Raw genomic sequence first — 18342 nt, forward strand, 5'->3', positions numbered from 1 at the left:
TCGTAAAGGCTTCTAATGATCGAAACCGATAATCCTCAACGCAAACAAACCGTACGAGAAAAAGAAATCCAACTTCTAAAACGGATCAAAGAAGGGGATGATAAGGCATACATAGAGCTTACCGGCCCTTATAGGGAAAGATTATACAGAAAAGCTGTCTCCATGGTAAAAGATGGGGATGATGCAGAGGATATCGTCCAAGATGCACTGATCTCTGGATATCGCTCTATACGCAATTTTAGGGCTGAATCCGGGGTTTACACCTGGCTGTACCGTATCGTGGTCAATAAATCCAAGGACCTTCTGGCCAAAAGAAAGAGAGCCAGAGAGAATTCCATGGACGATTCGGAGTTCCAGGTCACTGACGATCGTATTAGCTTCGAAAAAAAAGTAGAACTTTCCGACGAGAGTAACTATCTAATCAACAAAATAGGCGAACTCGAGGATATATATAAAGAAGTCATCGAGCTCCGGTATTTCGAGGAAATGTCCTATTCACAAATAGCTGAGATTCTCGGAACCAATATCGGAACAGTCAAAAGCCGGCTCTTTAAGGCAAAGGAATTTTTGAAACATCTGATTATGAAGGATGGGAAGAGCGAAGGCTTTTTTAGGTAGTAAGGTATGGAAAAACAAACAAGTAAACAACAGGGAACAAAGTTCGGATTCTCTTCTATTTTTCAGAAAGAAGATCCAGATCATGTTAAATTAGAAAACTCTCTGGTTCGAGCAGTATCAGAACTGCGAACGGAACAGATGAAGGATATCAACCTCTCCAAGGACTTTGATCTTCGACTTTCGAATTTACTCAAAGATGTTCGCTTCGACGAAGAGACCTCTTGGTCCAAGTTCTCCCGCAGTTTTGTTTGGAACCGCTCCTTCCAATACTCCCTCAGCGCAGCTCTCGCAATCTTAGTTCTCGCAGTTACAGTAGGTCGTTTTTCTTCTTCCAATGAAACAAGTTTGGCAGAAAGATCCGGAACTCTCACTGTAGGCGAAGATCGTGAGTTCGTGGATCTGCCATCTTCTGCAAGAGTGGACGTTGATTTGAATTCACGTCATCTACTTGAGATTTCCAAAAATCCCCAAGCTCATAAGACCTTAGGTTCTTTAGAGCAATACTTTATTGAAAAAGGTGATTATAGAACTGCTCAAGAAATCCACCACGTTCTGGAATCTACTAGCAAATAATTCTCTACTGAGATAATGTTGCGGTTCTTAATTCTTCGAATAAGACCGCAACAAGTTTACCGGCCTTCATTTCCCTGATTAATTCTATTCCTTGCCCTGACCAAAGAGATAAGAAGTCGGATATCCCGAGTTCTGCAGATCTTTTTCGGATATCTCTTGTGAAAGCATTTTGAGCTGGAAAAGGTAGAATCAGCTGATCCTCCATTTCTTTCATAAATCTATTTTCTAAACCTCTTGCGATCCTTCCTGAAAATACTCGAGTGGTCCTTGTTTTGCGATTTTTAGAGACCAATGCTTCTCTATAAGGTTTAGAAGTTCCAGCTTCCTCACATAATAAAAATGCTGTGCCTAGTTGTGCGGCACTTGCACCCAGCGCAAGGACTGCTGCGATTCCTGCACCATCCATAATTCCACCAGCAGCAATCACTGGGATTTTCAGTTTTCGTACCAAGCTTCTTACCAGGGGAAATAATCCTATCCCGGAATCTTCTTCATCTGCGGAGAAGATTCCACGATGTCCACCAGCTTCTATACCTTGCGCCACGAGCCAATCTACACCACTTTCTTCCGCTAATATCGCTTCTTCCAATGTGGTAGCGGTTCCGCAGGTAATAATACGATTCTTTTTACATTCTTTGATGTAAGAAGAAGTTAAAAGTCCGAAAGTAAAACTGAATACCTCAGGTCTTTGACTTAGCATTGTTTCGAATTGCTGATCAAAATCGAGTGCGTAAGGAGGAGTAAGTTTGGGGGAAGGAACTCCTAACTCTTCTCTGTATATTTTTGTAGCCTCGATTGCCAGATCCATTTCTTCTCCGCTGATTTCAGGTGTTTTTACAGGAACGAATAGATTTACTGCGATTGGTTTGGATGTAAGGCTTCTTGTTTTTTGGATGATCTGAGCGATCTGTTCAGGTGTTTCATAGGCAAGCCCCAAAGATCCAAGTGCGCCTGCATTTGAGACTGATGCGATCAATTCAGGAGTGGAAGGACCTCCCGCTAAGGGAGATAGTATCAATGGACCTTTTAGACCCAGAGCTTTAATAATCTGATTTTCGAGAGCCAAGACAATTCTCCCTGCGCCTACCTATTGCAGGCTTTTATTAGACCTTCAATCTTTTATGATATAAGTTCGGATCTAAAGAATCCAGGATACGTTTAGCTTCCCCGGCCACTTCTCCGTAAAGAATAGAAGTTCTGGAGTCGAGCAGAGCACAGCAGAGTTGGATCATTCTACACTTTACTTTAAATTCGGTCCCACCTTTACGTAGTCCCAAAGAATCTCTCAATCTAAATAATTCGGAGCGATATGCTTCTAATTCCTTATCATTCATCTTGCGAATCTCTTTGAATACTCCTCTTTCGAGAAGAAGAACGGGTAACGCTTCTTTCAGTTCAGCTTCTTCTTTAAATTCTTCTCTTAGGATTTGGATAGCGGAGAAGATAGGCTCTGAACGAACAGATTCCAGTCGTATAGCGCTCGGTTCTTTTAAAAAAGCTTCTCTATAAAGTAGGAGCCCTTGCGAATGTTGTCCGCTCAGATACGTACATTCTGCTCTGAAAAACAGTAACTCAGGGGAAAATCTTTCTAGCCCAGAAGAATCTCGTAACACTTCTGAGGCAAGATCCGTATCTTCTGCAAGTAAGAGCCTATATGCAAGTTCTGCGATCAGTCCCGGAGAAAGTGATTGTATACCTTCTTTTCTGAGAGCGATACGGACTTGGTCTGTAGTTTCTTGTAGGATAGAACCCATCGCGGAATGATAAGAGAGTTCTTTTGGAAATGATTTACTTGTATAAATTGAATCGAAGTCTTTTAGGAATTCCAATAGAAGTCCCGTTCTTTCTCTTCCTTCTTTTGTAAGATGGATCCGATCTATTCTGTGATCCCAGAAAGAAGAAATATAAAACCCCGAGGCAAACTCGGGGTTTTCCGGATCTTCTTCCAATAAGGAGTCGAATATGTTTCGAGAGAGTTCAAACTCTCCTTCGGATAAATGTTTTATCGCTTCTTCGTACTTCCTGTCTTGGTCCATCAATGAGCGGCTTTTTTGTCGTGATGTTTACTTACTTGTTTTACGATCTTATCTTCTAAACCGTCTATACAGGAATAAATATCTTTGTCTTCATGTTGTGCGTTAAATTTACTTCCGTCAGCAGCTAAATTCAAATTCGCGCTGATTAATCCATGCACCTGTTCGAATGAAATTTCCATCGAAACTAACTTTTGTATATATTTAGAGACTCGTTCTAATTTTTTTTCGGCATAATCTTCTGCCGTTCCGGAATGATCTAAGTTTTTCCAATTAAAAACGATTTTCATGTAAAGCCTCCGCTATTTCTATTTTTATGGCTTCTCAAAGTTTTATCATAGCACGAATGCGGATCAGAAAAAACTAAAGAAACGTATTTTTGGACGGGAAAGAAAGGGAGTCATCCCAACCCAGGAATTCCTGTAAGATTAGGATGGAAAAAATCAGAGTCAAATCAAAAAAAGCGCCCGCCCCGAAAGGGGCGGACCAGGGAAGTTAGAACTAGAGATGGGATGATTTCCTAGCGTTTCTTAGTCCTTGTTTAGAGTCAGGCTTGGCTGTTTTGCAAAAGCCAGGCTACATGCTTCCTGGTATTTTTTAAGACCTTCTTCCTCTGCGTGAAGAGCGGAATCAAGGTCACCAATCTTTTGGTATACATGGATAACTTCTTTAATGTTCTCTAAGGCTTGGCAGGATTTGCCGAGACGGAATTCGGAGATTGATTTCAGATAAAGAACCAGAGCGTATCCAGAACTTTCTTTATCACCGATTTTTGATCTCACAGCCAGGGACTGATCGTAAAAAGCGATTGCACCTTCGTAGTCCCTTGTTTTTTGTTTTAGGCTACCAAGGGCAGTTAGCTTATTTGCCAGCTGGGTCTCTGTCTCCGGTGTGTAGTTCTTGAGCGAACTTTCGATCACGTTGGTTTCAGGTTCTGCATAAATTGCAGTGGAGATGCTTAAAATTAGGGCAATTTTAATTAATTTGTTCATCTTTTTATCTCCCAGCCGAGGCTTTGTCTAATATAGTGCAAACGCCGTGCCAAGTTCCTGGGATTTTTTCGATTTTTTATTTTTCAAACCTGAAAATTTCCCGGAAACCTGGCATAGAGTATATCTGGCAGATTTAAGGTTGTATATGGGGAGGGGCGTAAGGAGTTCCTTCCACCCTGTTAGGAAGGTATTAAGGCAGGATACGTTTCACACAGAGGTCACAGAGCACGCTGAGGGGAAAGTAGGCGAAATCGACTCCGTGGTCTCAGTGTTCTCCGTGCGAACTAAAAAGGCGGGAAAAAATGGATTCTAAGAAATCGTTTCTGTTAGTTCTAAATCCTCATTTGGATCTGCTGATTTTTTAGCCTGTTCGAATGGGTATTTGAGATTTGTCAGGCTTGCGATCTCGTGCATACAATCGTGAAGGAAATCTTCATGGTCCATATCGGGCTCAAAATGTCTGAGTTTTCCAGCTCGGACTATAAAGCTGGTTCTACGTAAAAACCCTCTAGGTTTATATTCTAATCCCAGGCATAGAACCGCTAAAGGCTCTTCGGGCTTTCCCACTATGAATCTAAATCCACCCGGGCGGCCTTTTCCCATTTTATAAGGAACGGTAGTCTGCTCCGGGAAGATCACGAGCATATTGCCTTCATTCAGTACCTTCTTCGCAAATAGCAGATCGTTTTTACTTTTTCGAGGTTCTTTTCTGTTGAGAGGGATTCCTCCGCATTTTAGAAAATAGTCCATAAAAATAGGGGCAGCGAGAGAATCTTTCATGATCGCCCAGATATCCATTCTTCTATGATATAATGCTTTGGCTAGTCCCAGAGGAATATCATCATTCCTTTGGTGTTTGGAGAGTACCAGAACCTTTCCGGTTTGAGGTACATTTTCTAATCCATAAACTTCTGTTTTATAAAATAAGGATCCGTAGAGTCTTCCGAACCAGCGCAATGCTTTTCTGGCTAATTTGGAACTTCCCGGATGGGGCTTTTGTACAGTGCTTTTTGATGACATTGTTCTATATGAGAAAGAATCGTTGATAAGGTTGCAAGATATGAAGAGGATTTCTTTACATTTTTATTTCACACAGAGCTTGCATTGGCACGCAGAGGCGCGGAGCCGCAGAGTTTGATTTTCTCTGCGGCTTTGCGTCTCTGCGTGGGATTGTTCTGCGACAAGGATCGAAGCGGAAATCCGGCGACGCGCCATAGGGTGGTGCGGCGCTGATTGGAGCGTAGAGCCCGGCCCGAACGAAGTGAGTGGGTCGCCCAATCAAAGAAAATGATAGCATTTGGGCCGATTTTTTCTAAATTCGTAAATGGAAGGTCTGCCGGATGGTCGCGCTTTCTTTTCTGATCGAGCGGGTTATCCCTCATTCGGGAAGTTTGTGAGGAAAGTCCGGACACCATAGAACCGCGGGACCGGGTAATTCCCGGAGTTCGGGATCGTAAGAAACCGGATATGGAAAGTGCAGCAGAAAATATACCGCTAGTTTTCTAGTAAGGGTGAAATGGCGGGGTAAGAGCCCACCGCCGCTTTTGTAAGGAAGCGGGCAGTGTAAACCCTCCCGGGTGCAATCTCGAATAGGCGGCCATCGTTGGTTCTGCAGGGCCGCGGGTAGAGAGCAAAGAGTCTTTTCGGTAACTGAAAGACCAAGATAAATGATCATCGCTCGTAAGAGTACAAAATCCGGCTTACACGCAGATCTTCCACTGACATTATATGAATTTAATAAATATGGAATGGTTCACAAAAGAAGCGCTCCTCGTTTTGTTACTTGGGTCTGCTTTTGCATTTTCTCTTACATATACATTCGAATATTTTATTAAACATACAGATAGACTTCAGCTTCAAAAGAATACAAAACGTTATTTAAGGCTTCCTATCTTTTATAGGTTCGCAGGTTTCTTTTTAATTTTACTCGTTCCAATTGTTCTTTTGGGAGATACTTATTTTATTTTTCAGAAGAATGGGGTATTCCACTTTCCTGATCCAATTTTGTGTTTAGTGTCTTTTCTCCTTTTTTTGATCGGGACTATACTTATACTCTATTGTAAAAATTATAAGATCATATTGGAGCAGGATGCGCTTTTGTCTAAAGGAGTTTTTCGAAAACATAAAAGGATGCTTTGGCGGGATATTCAATCTGTTCGATTTGAAAGATCTGCATTTTTTCTATCTGATGGTAAAGAAGAAATAGAAGTGGTGACTCTTTTGTCCGGGTTTGAAATTTTTATAGACGTACTTGAAAAATATCTCCCTCAAAAAATCGTAGAAAAAGCTCTAGAAAAGTATGAAATCTTTTTAAAGAAGCATCCTTGAAAAGCGTATTCTATTTAGGTATTAATGAGTTTACCGGGAGAAAGCGGAATTTTCGTTTAAGTATCTTGACTTCTCTCTGTGGACTTTATGTGAACTATGAAGATAATTCTTTCCTTTTCAGAATTTCTCCCTTCGATTTTTTTAGTACTATGTCTAAACCGGAAAAATATCCATACAGCGTTCAGCAAAAAGTAGCCTGGGGAGATATGGATGCATTTGGTCATGTGAATAATGTGGTCTATGCAAGATATTTTGAAACTGCCAGGGCCTCTTATTTTGATGATATGGGTCTTTGGGAATCTCCTCAAAAGCCTATGGAGGGTGGACCGGTCCTTACTCATATAGAAATGGATTATAGAAAGCAGGTTCGTTTTCCGGAGACGATTGATATTTCCGTAAAATTGGAATCAGTTAAGAACAGATCTTTTTCGATCGTTTGTTCCATGTGGAATCAAGCAGGGGAATGCGTCTTGACTGGAAAAGCGGAACTGTTATGGTTTAATTTTTCTACTGGTAAACCGGTGGCGATTCCAGATGTCTACAAGGAACAATTCTTCCAACAAAACAAATGAAATACCGGCAATCACAAGCGTAAAAGAATTCTTATCCGAGGAATCTCTTTCGCGATTTCGTTTCGCGATGTCCCTTTTTCTTTTTTTTGCTGGATTCGGCTTGTTGTTAGGCGATCCTTCTTCCCAAGGAATATACGATCCAAAATGGATAAGGGTCGCTCACGTTTCTCTCATTTGTATCTCTTTATTCCTAAGTTTTAAATTCGAAAAATTTAAAAAATACTCTGAACTAGTTTTACTCTTCCATTTTGCTGTGATGAGTATTCATTCATTTTATCTTTTATATGTGAATGGTTTGTATTTGGGCTATTTATTTGGATTGATACTCGTTGTATTCAGTACTGGGGTTTCCATTAATAACCGGAGAGTACTAATTCCAGTTCTACTTTTATTCATTGCTATCGCATTCTTTGTCGGGATACATGTGAAAGATCCTAAGATAGATGTTGGGATGTATTATTTTGGTCTGATCTCTTCCGGGATCTTGTCAGTGCTTGTGATTGGTTTTAGAATGAAAACATTCGAAACATTGTTAGAAGCAGATGTGCAGATGGAAAAAATTCAGACCAATATGGAAGAAGAATTATCCATCGCTCAGAAAACACAAAAAGGTCTTGTGGATCTTGACTTTCCGGAGGCCGGTAATTTTAGGATCTATTCTTATTTTAAACCTTTGGAAAGTGTAGGCGGTGATCTGATCAAAACAAATTTGGGTAAAGAAGGGGAGCTTGACTTTTTCTTTGCCGATGCTGCTGGCCATGGAGTTTCTGCGGCAATGGTTTCCGCTATGGCTGTGATGGCATTTAAGACTACTGCTCCTATTGCGGAAAGCCCGTCTAAAGGATTAACCATGATTCATGAGTCTTTAATGACAATGATCGGTGGATTTTTTATCACCGCAGTTTATATGAGATTGGATAGAAAGAAAAAAAGTCTGACCTATTCGTATGCAGGGCATCATCCAGCAGTTTTAATCAAGTCAGATGGTTCTGTCCAAGAATTGACTGGAAAAGGAACGGTACTACTTGCACTTCCTAAACTATTCAATCGTGATTACGAAGTTATATTAGAATCGGGGGATAGAGTTATATTGTTCTCGGATGGAATGTTTGAGTTTTATACCGAAGAAAAAGAATTTTTCGGTAACGAAGCATTCTTGGATCTGATTCGAGATTATACATCTCTTTCTGGCAGAGTATTTTTAGATTCTTTGGGAGAAGCAGTTATTGGACTACATTCTTCTCCTCCTAGAGATGATATGACTATGTTATATTTGGAAGTTCTTTGAACTAAAAAACATCTTGCTCTTCTTGCAAGAAGAGTTAGTATCGCTGCCCATGTGCGATACTTTTGTGGTCACTCCGGATTCCACTTCTTCCGGAAAAATGATCTTTGGAAAAAATTCAGACAGAGAACCTAACGAGCCCCAATGTCTTGTAAGATATCCCGAAACGGTTTCTAAGGAGAGCCAGAAAAGACTTACATTCATAGATGTTCCTAATTCCAAAAAAGCCAGAGAAGTTTTGATCTCTCGCCCTCTTCATATGTGGGGAGCGGAGATGGGGGCAAATTCAAAAGGTGTTGTGATCGGTAACGAGGCAGTATTTACCAAACTTAAGATCGAAAAGAAGAATGATGGTCTTACTGGGATGGATCTTCTACGTCTTGGATTAGAACGTTCCGATACAGCTTCAGAAGCAAGAGATCTGATTATAGAATATTTGGAAAGATTTGGCCAAGATGCATGCGGCGGTTATTCAAATCGGGACTTTTTCTACCATAATAGTTTTATAATTGCTGATCCTAAAGAAGCCTTTGTCCTGGAAACTGCAGACAGATATTGGGCTTGGAAGAAGATTAAAGGTTTTTATGCGATCTCAAACGGTCTTACCTTAGAATCTGATTACGACGGTCTTCATTCTCATGCGATCGATTTTGCAAGAGCAAAAGGTTGGCTGAAAAAGGGACAAACTTTCTCTTTTAAAGAAGCTTTCTCTGATTCTCTATTTACTAGTTTCAGTAAATGTAAAGTTCGAAGAGAGATCGTTACCGATGGTGGAAAATTTTTCGGTCCTAAGTTAGGTGTTGCAGAGGCAATGCAAATTCTAAGGTTAGAAGGTAAAGAAAAGGGGAGTGTTCCTCTTTCTATCAGCCAAGGAGGTTTTCCTTCTAAGAGTATAGGTTATTCCCCAGCTCAGTCAGGTATGGGTTCAGTGTGTCTCCATGCAGGAGGTCCGCTTTCTCCTAACCAAACTACTTCTTCTTTTGTTGCGGAACTGGATACAAATCCTGCTTATTCTCAGTTTTGGGCAACAGGTTGTTCTATTCCTTCGTTATCTGTTTTTATCCCATTCTCTATTCCAGGGAAAACTTTCTTAGAAGGAGATATTGTTCAACCGGGTGTAAATCCGGATTCTTCTTTATGGTGGAATCATGAAATTTTATATAGGCTTTGTCTGAAAAATTATGATAAGGCAGTTTCGATCTTTAGCGCAGAACTGAAGGAGAAACAAGAAAAATATATTCAAAAAGTAGAATATACACTTGGTTTAGGTCGGAATTTCTCTTTAGATCCAGTTACTAAAGAAGCTTCGGAAGAAGTAGACAGACTTTATAAAAAATGGAGAACCCAAGTATTAGAACTTGCTGTAAACGGAAATATTCTTCCGAACTTCTGGTCTTCTCCACTTTATAATCTGAGTTGGGCAATTTGGAATCGCAAGGCACATATCAATTCCAGAGTTCTTAAGGGGATTGATTTGCCTTACGAATCCGCATATTTATGAATTCCACAAGAAGTGAGAATGCCATAGAGAAGTATATATATCCTTTTGGAATATGGAAATGTAAACCATCTGCAAACAGCATCACTCCTATCATGATCAAAAAGGATAAAGCCAAAATTTTCATGGTAGGATGTTCGTTGATAAAGTCGCTTACCTTTCCTGAAAATATTAACATTATTATAAGAGAAATGACCACAGCGAGAACCATCACCATTAGATTTCCTGAAAGCCCCACTGCAGTAATGATAGAATCTACGGAAAAAATAATATCTAAAATGATGATTTGAACGATGACATTCAAAAAAGAAGGAGAAGATCCTGTGTCTAGATCAGTTTCACCTTCTTCCATTTTGTGATGGATCTCACTTGTACTTTTCGCCATTAGAAAAAGCCCACCACCAAGCATGATCAGGTCTCTTCCTGTTACTGTAAAATCTCCAACTTGGAAAAGTCCGTTTGTGAGACTTGCAAGCCAACTTACAGTAAATAATAAACCGATTCTAAAGCCTAACGCTGCTAAAAGCCCGATAGTTCGTCCACCTGCTTGTTGCTCTTTAGGAAGTTTGCCTACTACTATGGAGAGAAATACGATATTATCAATCCCTAGAACGATTTCCATTGCTGTGAGGGTTAGAAGAGAGACAATAAGGTCTATAATATGCAAATCCATTGTAGAAAGAAATTCGTCTAAGGACTAGAAAAGCAATCGATTTCCATTCCGGTATCGTAGAAGAATTGAAAGAGAGATGAAATTCCTACCGAAAGAAATTTTGGAATCCAAGGTCGAAGGAAGAAATTTAACCGGCCCGAGCTTTGGGGACAATCTTCCTCAAAAACCTAGTTTGCTTGTTTTTCTGCGGCACCTAGGCTGTATATTTTGCAGGGAAACAGTGGAGGACCTTCGTGCATTTAGTTCTGAAATGGCTGCTTTCCCGCCTGTTCTATTTGTATATCCTGACTCGGTAAGAGATGGAGAAGAATTTTTTTCCCGATTCTGGCCTGAGGCAAAAGCAATCTCAAATCCAAGTGCTTCCTTTTACGAACAGATTAATGTGTTAGAGGGCAATTTAATCGAATTAGCTGGCCCAGAAGTTTGGGTGAGTGCAGTGCGTGCTCTTGCAAAAGGAAATTTTTACGGCGTCCAAGGCAGGCATTTGCTTAGAATGCCCGGCGTTTTTTTAGTTTTGAAGGACAGAATTCTTTGGACTCATTCCTACCGCCATATTGGAGACGAACCAGATTGGAGTAAAATACCTGGTTGTACACCTTTACCTACGGATGAGTATGATCCAGGAATTCTGCCGGCTTAGTATCCTACATCTTACATCCTATTTCCTGGAGGAGGAGGTGGAAGTGCAGCTCTACATGCAGCCGTTAACTTACTTTCGTTTTCTCTCATACATCTCATATGAGAAGGCCCACGTTCTACGTTTTTACAATATTTTTCATCATCTGCAGCGCAAGCTGATCTGAATTTTTCGAACCGAGCCATCATTTCGTTTATATGATTCTTACATGCCTCTGATAGTTTGGACATATATTCTTTCAAACAACGATCTGTTTCGTGTCCAGGTCCGGAATCTTTACAGTAAGTTTGTCTTTCCGTTTTGCATGGATCTTTGCCAGGAGGTCCCCCAGGCCTACCGTTTGGCTGTGCGAATGCAGCTCCGGTTAAGACGAGTGCTAATGCAGAATGTAAGATTATTTTTTTCATAGTGTGTTCTCTTGCGGGAGTTATTAGTTCCTTGGTTTTGTTTAAAGATGGGACCTGATCGATTTAGAAATTAGTTCCGGAATATCTAAGTTATGAAAAATATAATCATCTATAAACGAACAGATTATTTCCGATTTAATTTGATTTATCGGGAACATTCTCTGAGAATTTCGGTTTTTAGATTTTCTTTCTTAAAAGAACAAGACCAGCTTTAAAGAAAGCCGATTCTTTTATTATTTCATATTCTGGAAATAAACAATGTTGGCTTGGGCTACTACTAAAACTTTTACCAATATGACCCCAGAGATAAATCAAATAAGATCCTTTAGATTTATTCTCACTATTAAAATTGGTATTCGCTTCGCATTTTTCAATTTTTTCTTCAGGAAGGTAATGGGATTGATGATCCGGATAAATCGATACAAAAGAAAGTTTATGATTTATTCCTAATTCATATTTAATTTTTTCTACTTGGATCGAAATGTTGCGATACTCTTCTTTTTTATAATACTTTTTGGTATAAGTTTTAAAGTCATATAATTGAATGCTCGCTGAAAAAAGAATTGAGAAGTAAAATGTCTTTTTCCATTTTTCCGAAAATTCAGAATTCAAGAATATGAGTAATATATATGCAGTTGATATTACTATAATATTACGATCCAAGATCATTGGTAGATTCGCAAAAATTTGAAGAGAATATAGGACCAATGAGTAAAAGACTACAATCGCATAAAGGGAGAAAAATTTTAAATTTTTAGGAGAACGGCGAAACTCGCTTATTGTTGTAAAAATAAGACTTGGGAAATACGTTAGTATGCCTCTCCCGAAAAATAGAAACATGATAGTTAAAGGAAAGGTAAATTCAGCTGGTGGGATATGTTTCATTGGGACCATTTTATGCCCAGCAGTGGTAAATAAATACCAAGGGATAAACGAAATTAAGATTAAAGACCCAGTGATTCCCCATAAAATGGCCTTACTTTTCTCTTTGTTGAATACATTATAAAGAAAATGTATAATGATAATTGAACCTGCCCAAATTAACCCGAGGTAATGAATCCAAGATTCAATTAATAGAATTAGGAAAGTGAGGAGCCATACATACGAGGTCTGGTATTGATCGTGGACCATTGATAATACAATTGCCAACAGGCCAAAGGAAGCCATAAGACTATAAGATCTTGCTTCTTGGCTGTACAATAAAAGTATCGAGCATGCGGATAAACTTGCAGCTAATCCGAGAGACATTATTAGATTTTTATTGATTCGAAAGTAATAAATAACTGTAACAATAATGATTGAAATGATATTGGCAAAGGATGATAGAGATCGTACGGAAAAATCAGAATCTCCAAAAAGTTTAATCCAATAATATAGAATGATTTGGTATCCAGGAGGATGGACATCCCATTTAATTCCTTCTAACAAATCTGGGATAGAGGCAACATTTGCACTATGAGTAACTGAAAATAACTCATCGAACCAAAGACTTTGGTCTGTTAATTTATAGAATCTAAGATAAAAACCAAGCACCGTCAGAACGAAGAAGATGGAGGCTATTATTTTTTCCGAAAAAAATATATTTAAAGCTCGTTTTATTTTCATTAATGTTTCTGACATTGAATTTGCAAGATGAGTCAATTTTAGTGCTAAGTCAAACTATTTGTTAGGGATCAATCCTTAGTTGGAGGTTCTATCTATATTATTCTACAAAAAATAATCTCTCCTCTTTTCTCGGGAACCTTCTCGTATTACCGGGTTTACTTAAATGCAAAAAATATCTAAATCATTTTCTCGGATGAATTCGAGAGAATACGGAGTTTGCATTGAAAAGAAAAGATTTTCTAAAAAGTATATTTGTATCTGGTGCCGTTTTTACCGGACTAACGAGTTCCTGTAATTCTCAAAAAGATAATTCTACTTCTAATCTTGGTCTATTACAGGGAATTCTGGATACTTCTTCCTGCAATATAACTGATGTTTCCAGCACTTCTGTATGTTCTTTGATCCCAAAAGAAACGGAAGGCCCTTATCCTTTGGACCTTAGTTCCAATTCTTCTTATTTTCGTCAGGATATCACAGAAGGAAAAACTGGAGTTCCTTTGAGTCTTGTGTTAACGATCCAAAATATAAATGATAATTGTAACCCTATCTCGAATGCAAGAGTAGATATTTGGCATTGTGATAAAGACGGATATTATTCCGGATACAAGGAATCTGGATATTTGGGAATTAGGAATTATATAGGCGAAACATTCTGCAGAGGGATACAACTCACCGATAGTTCTGGTATCGTGAATTTTACTACGATCTATCCAGGATGGTATTCGGGAAGAGTAACTCATATTCATTTTCAAGTGTATTTGAATAATGGACTTGTGGCAACTTCTCAAATCGCTTTCCCCGAAGACATTACGAAAACTATATATAATACTTCATTGTATTCAGATCATGGACAAAATACATCCGTCCCTGGGAATTGTTATGACAATATATTCAATAATTCTTCTTCTGATCTAAGTTTGGAATTGTGTACGATTACCAAGGATAATTCCACAGGCGGATATATTGCGAGTCTCACAGTGGGGATCGCTAATTAAAAAAATACAGATAAGTTCGTCTTAGTTCCCAGAATCAGACCTAAGGCGAACGGTTCCATTTTTATATTTGTGGAAGATCGGGGCTTCTATTTCGAAATCCGATCATGGAAAAATTATCTGAAAAAGACAAAAGACTTATCTCATCCGTTGAATTTTATTTTAGAGAAGGTAATTCCGAACAATTTTTAAAAGAAGCATGGACCTGGGCCTGGGCACTTGCCAGAGGAAGATATCATTTGGACGAAGATTCCTGTTCTGAGATCGTTCTGAAATTGGTGTTGGATGCGGAGGAAGTGTTACATCTGTACAGGGAAAGAGGTTATTCCAATTTTCCCGCTTTTTTTACGACATATACTAAAAACTTAATATGGAATCAGCGGCGAAAAGAGATTCGACTCAACAAAAATGAAATTCTATCAGATGGATTCGAAAGATTTTATGATCCAAGATCCGAATTCACTAAGGACATACTAAGTGAAAGACAGAAAACTTCAATTTTAATCCGGAAAATTCTTTCTGAAATGGATCCCATTGCTTCTCTCATTCTCAAATTGAAACATAGGATCCCTCTAAATTTAAAAGATTCCAGATTATTCTATTCTAAGCTTAAAAAGAAAAAATTAAAACTTAGAGATTATTATGGAAAAGATCTAGAAGAAGAAAGGAAATCTTGGATTAGAAAAAAGGAGTTAAACGAGAAACTTTCCAGGCTTTATCAAAATATGCAAATCCATCATTTCGAAAATTCAGAAAAGTGGAAAATTTCCAGAAAACAATTGCTCGAAGTCTGCGGTTCTGTAATGGAAGAAAAAAGTTTTAAAAAGATAGGCTGGTATTTAGGGCTCAGTGAACATTCGGTTAGAAAATCGTATTATTTTGGGATTTCCGAAATAAAAAGAAAAGAAGATCTGAAAAAGATCAGATTTTTGGAAGCAGCCTAAAGATTAATCTTTACCTTCTTCGGGTCGGATCGTAGGGATGAAAAGTTTTCTCAAAAGTTTTGATTTATTTTTGAGTCCTGAAATTTCTGCGATCATATTCGCAACTAACCTTTGGCCAGCTTCCATTCCTTTTGTAACGGAACGATTTAAAAGTTTTGAACTTGTTGTGACCATACTCAATTCGGATTCTTCCGGAGAGATGACTCTGATTTTTACACCTTTAGGCGGGGAATGGATGATTCGAACCGCACGATTATACATAGTATGATGCACTTTACTGATCATATGTGAAAGTTTTTTGTTAGAAGGATAGGAAAGCCAACCTTGGAACCCTGGAATTGGATCTGAAAATTCATCCTCAGGGCTATTTAATACAACAGTAATATCCTTATAACCTGCTTGGATAACAGACTCAACGGGGATAGGATCAGAGATCCCTCCGTCCCCGTAATACTGCTCGCCCAATTTCCATTTCCCTCTGGTAGCAATGGGCAAAGAAGTCGCTGCCTTCAACAAATTTAGAACATTAGAAGCGGTAGCCTTCACATATTCTGCTCTTGCTTTTGCAAGATTTGTGACTACCACATAAAAAGGAGAAGTTTCCTTCTTCTCCAAATATTCGGAAGGAAGCCTATACTTGGTTCCAAACAAATAGTCTATTAGATATTCTTGATCTAAAAAAGTTTTTCCCCGGAAAGGATTTAAAAAAGAGATCAATTGACTACCTGAGAGTTCTTTTCTCCAAATATCCAGGATTTTCAAACCATGTGCATGATCTGTTTCATAGCCAGTAGTGTAGTAAGCTGCAGCGCAGGAGCCTGAAGAAACTCCTAAAATTAGATCAAAGTATGTAGAAGGCATTGCCTGGTTGATCGCATATAAAGCACCGCCTGCAAAAGAACCTTTCATTCCTCCACCTGCGACTACCAATGCCCTCGCGCCTTTTTTGGCTTTAGGCAGACCAATCATCATTCCTGATTGTTCTGATTCTCCAGGAGAAAAATATGAACTCATCTAGAGATAAAATTTTCGACCCTTCTGCATTTGCAAGAAACTTGAAATTCTAAATCACAAATTCGATTTCCTTTTTCTTCCAAAAAAAAGACTTTTTTGCAACATTCCACGTAGATGTCAACGGGCGGCCCCTCGTTTCACTCGGGTCGAGCTACTACGGGTTTTTGAGCAATATTCATTGCGATTGCTTATTAAATTTTGATAAAAACAAATAAACGGCACCTAACCCATTTCCATTCAGGTCAGCACTGGTAAAGCCAGTAACATATATATTTTCTGCTGGATCCAATGTGATTCCGTAAGGGAAAAAAGAGGATTGTCGTATTAAACGAATTTCTTGTTTTGCACCAGTATTATCATATTTTACAACGAAAAGATCAGGAATCACACCAGCGGATTTAGGCGGTCCATCGAAATTTGCATAGGTATACCCTGTTATATAAACATTCGCCGAAGAATCTGATGTAATGCCGTAAGCATATGTGTCCCTTTCATCGCCTCCGAGCAATCGGGTCCATTGTTTGTTTCCATTCGTGTCGTATTTTACGATAAATAAATCCTGGCTACCTGTTCGAGTTTCTCCATCTAGATTTCCATTTGTGTAACCAGTTGTGTAAATATTTCCTGATAAATCCGATGTAATTCCATACGCTTCTGCCTCGCGTGAAAAAACTCCCAGCAATTTGAGCCACTGTTTATTTCCATTGGGATCGTATTTTACGACAAATAGGTCAATATTACCAACTTTTGTTTGTCCATCTAGGTTTCCATGAGTAGAGCCAGTTGCATAAACATTTCCTGAAGAATCAGATACAATATGACGTGAATATGTGGTTGCTCCAGAGGCTCCAAGTAAGCGGGTCCACATTTTATTTCCATTAGAGTCATATTTAATTACGAATAAATCGTAGCTCCCGGTTTTAGTTTGCCCATCAAGATTTCCTGAGGTGTAACCAGTAATATAAATATTTCCTAATGAATCAGATGTAATCCCTTGTGCCCGTGTTTGTTTGTTAACTATTCCTAATAAACGAGTCCATTGTTTATTTCCATTAGAATCATACTTTACTATAAACAGATCCTGACTCCCGGTCTTAGTTTGCCCATCAAGATTTCCATTTGTGTAACCAGTTGTGTAAATATTTCCTGAAGAATTAGAGGTGATTCCATATGCATATGTTTCTGCTATCTCACCAGGCGTACCGAGCAAACGGGTCCATTGTTTGTTCCCATTGGTATCATATTTTATGACAAATAAATCAATGTAACCGGATCTAATTTGTCCATCCAGATCTCCCCATGCCTCACCAGCTGTGTAAATATTCCCAGAAGGATCCGAAGTGATTGCATTTGCATATGTACTTGCTGAAAGCGTTCCTAAGAGGCGAGTCCAAGCAGCATCACTTTTGTTTTGAATTTCTGATTTTGTATTATTAAGGAGTGCTAACGCACTAACTGACAGGTTCGGATTGGATTTGGAATTGCAATTAAATAAGAATAAGATTCCAGTAAGATAGAAGATGCAATTTTTTTTGTAGGCTTTCATTAAGTATTTCTCAGAATACTTTTTAAGTAAAACGAATATTCAAATTGTAAATTATAATTTCATATTCTTGGGAATAAAGTTATGTGCCGTTTGGTCCTGTATCCTGATTGTATAATATACTGAAACGATTTTGCAGGCCGTTCTAAATAACCTCCTGTGACATTGCTCAGTATTTCACCCGTGTTTCTTCTCTTCTTATTATAAAAAATAAAATGACTGAGATCGTTTTGATGATTCTTGTGAAATTTTTTAGATTTGAATCTTGAAATAAATTATTAATTCTTAAACCGAAATCGTGTCGGATTTTAAAATGAAATCATGAATTCTTTTCTGTATTTCCATCTGAAAAACTTCCAAAAATTCTTTTGTTTTCCTCCCATTTTTAGCAGAAATTCGAATCAATTTTTACAAAAGTTATTTGACCGGTTGAGAGACGTAATTAATATGGTCTTTACGCCTGAAGGATATCGCCCGGGAGGGAAAGAGCCTGAGGGGATCTTAAAAGATCTTTGAAAACATATAGAGTAGCGTGACCCGCGAGATTTTTAAACCTAAAGATCTCGCATTAAGATGGTTTTAACCGAATCATCTTAACCCGAAAAAATAATGAACAATTCCAGCGATT

19 protein-coding genes and 1 other RNA gene are annotated in these 18342 nt (G+C 38.6%); 10 read left to right on the top strand and 10 right to left on the bottom strand.

The window, feature by feature from the left end; genetic code table 11:
- The first annotated feature begins 15 nt into the window (after positions 1 to 15).
- Positions 16 to 618, top strand: coding sequence for an RNA polymerase sigma factor (locus B1C82_RS03965; protein WP_086446302.1), 603 nt, complete (start codon positions 16 to 18; stop codon positions 616 to 618).
- A gap of 6 nt (positions 619 to 624) precedes the next feature.
- Positions 625 to 1191 carry an LIMLP_12425 family protein gene (locus B1C82_RS03970; RefSeq protein ID WP_086446303.1) on the top strand — a complete coding sequence of 189 codons (567 nt, stop codon included), beginning with the start codon at positions 625 to 627 and terminating at the stop codon, positions 1189 to 1191.
- A 4-nt stretch (positions 1192 to 1195) separates the two neighbouring features.
- Here B1C82_RS03970 and B1C82_RS03975 read toward each other — a convergent pair whose 3' ends face one another.
- The 5 genes from B1C82_RS03975 to B1C82_RS04000 all read right to left on the bottom strand — a co-directional run bounded on the left by B1C82_RS03975 (position 1196) and on the right by B1C82_RS04000 (position 5236).
- Positions 1196 to 2257, bottom strand: coding sequence for an NAD(P)H-dependent flavin oxidoreductase (locus tag B1C82_RS03975; protein ID WP_199775829.1), 1062 nt, complete (start codon positions 2255 to 2257; stop codon positions 1196 to 1198).
- A 37-nt stretch (positions 2258 to 2294) separates the two neighbouring features.
- On the bottom strand, positions 2295 to 3227 hold the full coding sequence (locus B1C82_RS03980) for a hypothetical protein (RefSeq protein WP_086446305.1): 933 nt from the start codon (positions 3225 to 3227) through the stop codon (positions 2295 to 2297).
- Complete coding sequence (gene hpf, locus B1C82_RS03985) at positions 3227 to 3514, bottom strand: ribosome hibernation-promoting factor, HPF/YfiA family (protein WP_086446306.1); 288 nt, start codon at positions 3512 to 3514, stop codon at positions 3227 to 3229. Before hpf ends, B1C82_RS03980 begins: the two co-directional genes overlap by 1 nt.
- A 240-nt stretch (positions 3515 to 3754) precedes the next feature.
- Positions 3755 to 4216, bottom strand: a complete 462-nt coding sequence (locus B1C82_RS03990; RefSeq protein ID WP_086446307.1) for a tetratricopeptide repeat protein — start codon at positions 4214 to 4216, stop codon at positions 3755 to 3757.
- Positions 4217 to 4525: 309 nt separating this feature from the next.
- Positions 4526 to 5236, bottom strand: a complete 711-nt coding sequence (locus B1C82_RS04000; RefSeq protein ID WP_086446309.1) for a lysophospholipid acyltransferase family protein — start codon at positions 5234 to 5236, stop codon at positions 4526 to 4528.
- 308 nt (positions 5237 to 5544) lie between these two features.
- Between B1C82_RS04000 and rnpB the strand changes: the two genes are divergently transcribed.
- From rnpB to B1C82_RS04025, 5 genes are all read left to right on the top strand, one after another.
- Positions 5545 to 5935: RNase P RNA component class A (rnpB, locus tag B1C82_RS04005), an RNA gene on the top strand.
- Positions 5936 to 5944: 9 nt separating this feature from the next.
- Positions 5945 to 6544: a hypothetical protein gene (locus B1C82_RS04010; RefSeq protein WP_086446310.1), complete on the top strand. Its 600-nt coding sequence runs from the start codon at positions 5945 to 5947 to the stop codon at positions 6542 to 6544.
- 149 nt (positions 6545 to 6693) lie between these two features.
- Positions 6694 to 7116 (top strand): acyl-CoA thioesterase, encoded by a 423-nt coding sequence (locus B1C82_RS04015; protein WP_086446347.1) that lies wholly within the window; start codon positions 6694 to 6696, stop codon positions 7114 to 7116.
- On the top strand, positions 7079 to 8404 hold the full coding sequence (locus tag B1C82_RS04020) for a PP2C family protein-serine/threonine phosphatase (RefSeq protein ID WP_086446311.1): 1326 nt from the start codon (positions 7079 to 7081) through the stop codon (positions 8402 to 8404). The genes B1C82_RS04015 and B1C82_RS04020 overlap by 38 nt, the downstream gene beginning before the upstream one ends.
- Before the next feature lie 49 nt (positions 8405 to 8453).
- Complete coding sequence (locus B1C82_RS04025) at positions 8454 to 9902, top strand: peptidase C69 family protein (protein ID WP_086446312.1); 1449 nt, start codon at positions 8454 to 8456, stop codon at positions 9900 to 9902.
- Here B1C82_RS04025 and B1C82_RS04030 read toward each other — a convergent pair.
- A complete protein-coding gene (locus B1C82_RS04030; RefSeq protein ID WP_086446313.1) occupies positions 9862 to 10572 on the bottom strand; it encodes a TerC family protein in 711 nt (236 codons plus the stop codon). The two genes, B1C82_RS04025 and B1C82_RS04030, sit on opposite strands and share 41 nt — an antisense overlap.
- A gap of 76 nt (positions 10573 to 10648) precedes the next feature.
- On the opposite strand from B1C82_RS04030, the gene B1C82_RS04035 reads away from it, so the two are divergent.
- Positions 10649 to 11212 (top strand): SelL-related redox protein, encoded by a 564-nt coding sequence (locus B1C82_RS04035; RefSeq protein WP_086446314.1) that lies wholly within the window; start codon positions 10649 to 10651, stop codon positions 11210 to 11212.
- An 11-nt stretch (positions 11213 to 11223) separates the two neighbouring features.
- Here B1C82_RS04035 and B1C82_RS04040 read toward each other — a convergent pair whose 3' ends face one another.
- Together B1C82_RS04040 and B1C82_RS04045 are read right to left on the bottom strand one after the other, a co-directional pair.
- Positions 11224 to 11616, bottom strand: coding sequence for a hypothetical protein (locus B1C82_RS04040; protein ID WP_086446315.1), 393 nt, complete (start codon positions 11614 to 11616; stop codon positions 11224 to 11226).
- A gap of 177 nt (positions 11617 to 11793) precedes the next feature.
- Complete coding sequence (locus B1C82_RS04045; protein ID WP_234008466.1) at positions 11794 to 13221, bottom strand: glycosyltransferase family 39 protein; 1428 nt, start codon at positions 13219 to 13221, stop codon at positions 11794 to 11796.
- 221 nt (positions 13222 to 13442) lie between these two features.
- Between B1C82_RS04045 and B1C82_RS04050 the strand changes: the two genes are divergently transcribed.
- Positions 13443 to 14216 (top strand): intradiol ring-cleavage dioxygenase, encoded by a 774-nt coding sequence (locus B1C82_RS04050; protein WP_234008467.1) that lies wholly within the window; start codon positions 13443 to 13445, stop codon positions 14214 to 14216.
- A gap of 104 nt (positions 14217 to 14320) precedes the next feature.
- Positions 14321 to 15157: an RNA polymerase subunit sigma-70 gene (locus B1C82_RS04055; protein ID WP_234008468.1), complete on the top strand. Its 837-nt coding sequence runs from the start codon at positions 14321 to 14323 to the stop codon at positions 15155 to 15157.
- Between the two features lie 3 nt (positions 15158 to 15160).
- Here the strand turns inward: B1C82_RS04055 and B1C82_RS04060 are convergent, their stop codons facing one another.
- Together B1C82_RS04060 and B1C82_RS04065 are read right to left on the bottom strand one after the other, a co-directional pair.
- Positions 15161 to 16171: a patatin-like phospholipase family protein gene (locus tag B1C82_RS04060; RefSeq protein ID WP_086446316.1), complete on the bottom strand. Its 1011-nt coding sequence runs from the start codon at positions 16169 to 16171 to the stop codon at positions 15161 to 15163.
- A gap of 175 nt (positions 16172 to 16346) precedes the next feature.
- Complete coding sequence (locus tag B1C82_RS04065) at positions 16347 to 17717, bottom strand: SBBP repeat-containing protein (protein WP_086446317.1); 1371 nt, start codon at positions 17715 to 17717, stop codon at positions 16347 to 16349.
- Between the last annotated feature and the right edge of the window lie 625 nt (positions 17718 to 18342).

Origin of the sequence: Leptospira venezuelensis (assembly GCF_002150035.1) — a bacterium.
In the GTDB taxonomy this organism is placed as follows: Bacteria; Spirochaetota; Leptospiria; order Leptospirales; family Leptospiraceae; genus Leptospira_B; species Leptospira_B venezuelensis.

Excerpts from the sequence above, each read along its gene's own strand:
- B1C82_RS04015 (WP_086446347.1), top strand. The coding sequence starts at position 6,694 with ATGTCTAAACCGGAAAAATATCCATACAGCGTTCAGCAAAAAGTAGCC.
- B1C82_RS03965 (WP_086446302.1), top strand. The coding sequence starts at position 16 with ATGATCGAAACCGATAATCCTCAACGCAAACAAACCGTACGAGAAAAA.
- B1C82_RS04065 (WP_086446317.1), bottom strand. The coding sequence starts at position 17,717 with ATGAAAGCCTACAAAAAAAATTGCATCTTCTATCTTACTGGAATCTTA.
- B1C82_RS04000 (WP_086446309.1), bottom strand. The coding sequence starts at position 5,236 with ATGTCATCAAAAAGCACTGTACAAAAGCCCCATCCGGGAAGTTCCAAA.
- B1C82_RS04020 (WP_086446311.1), top strand. The coding sequence starts at position 7,079 with ATGTCTACAAGGAACAATTCTTCCAACAAAACAAATGAAATACCGGCA.
- B1C82_RS04040 (WP_086446315.1), bottom strand. The coding sequence starts at position 11,616 with ATGAAAAAAATAATCTTACATTCTGCATTAGCACTCGTCTTAACCGGA.
- B1C82_RS03980 (WP_086446305.1), bottom strand. The coding sequence starts at position 3,227 with ATGGACCAAGACAGGAAGTACGAAGAAGCGATAAAACATTTATCCGAA.
- B1C82_RS04030 (WP_086446313.1), bottom strand. The coding sequence starts at position 10,572 with ATGGATTTGCATATTATAGACCTTATTGTCTCTCTTCTAACCCTCACA.
- B1C82_RS04045 (WP_234008466.1), bottom strand. The coding sequence starts at position 13,221 with ATGAAAATAAAACGAGCTTTAAATATATTTTTTTCGGAAAAAATAATA.
- B1C82_RS04035 (WP_086446314.1), top strand. The coding sequence starts at position 10,649 with ATGAAATTCCTACCGAAAGAAATTTTGGAATCCAAGGTCGAAGGAAGA.
- B1C82_RS04025 (WP_086446312.1), top strand. The coding sequence starts at position 8,454 with ATGTGCGATACTTTTGTGGTCACTCCGGATTCCACTTCTTCCGGAAAA.
- B1C82_RS04010 (WP_086446310.1), top strand. The coding sequence starts at position 5,945 with ATGAATTTAATAAATATGGAATGGTTCACAAAAGAAGCGCTCCTCGTT.
- B1C82_RS03970 (WP_086446303.1), top strand. The coding sequence starts at position 625 with ATGGAAAAACAAACAAGTAAACAACAGGGAACAAAGTTCGGATTCTCT.
- B1C82_RS04055 (WP_234008468.1), top strand. The coding sequence starts at position 14,321 with ATGGAAAAATTATCTGAAAAAGACAAAAGACTTATCTCATCCGTTGAA.
- B1C82_RS03990 (WP_086446307.1), bottom strand. The coding sequence starts at position 4,216 with ATGAACAAATTAATTAAAATTGCCCTAATTTTAAGCATCTCCACTGCA.
- hpf (WP_086446306.1), bottom strand. The coding sequence starts at position 3,514 with ATGAAAATCGTTTTTAATTGGAAAAACTTAGATCATTCCGGAACGGCA.
- B1C82_RS04060 (WP_086446316.1), bottom strand. The coding sequence starts at position 16,171 with ATGAGTTCATATTTTTCTCCTGGAGAATCAGAACAATCAGGAATGATG.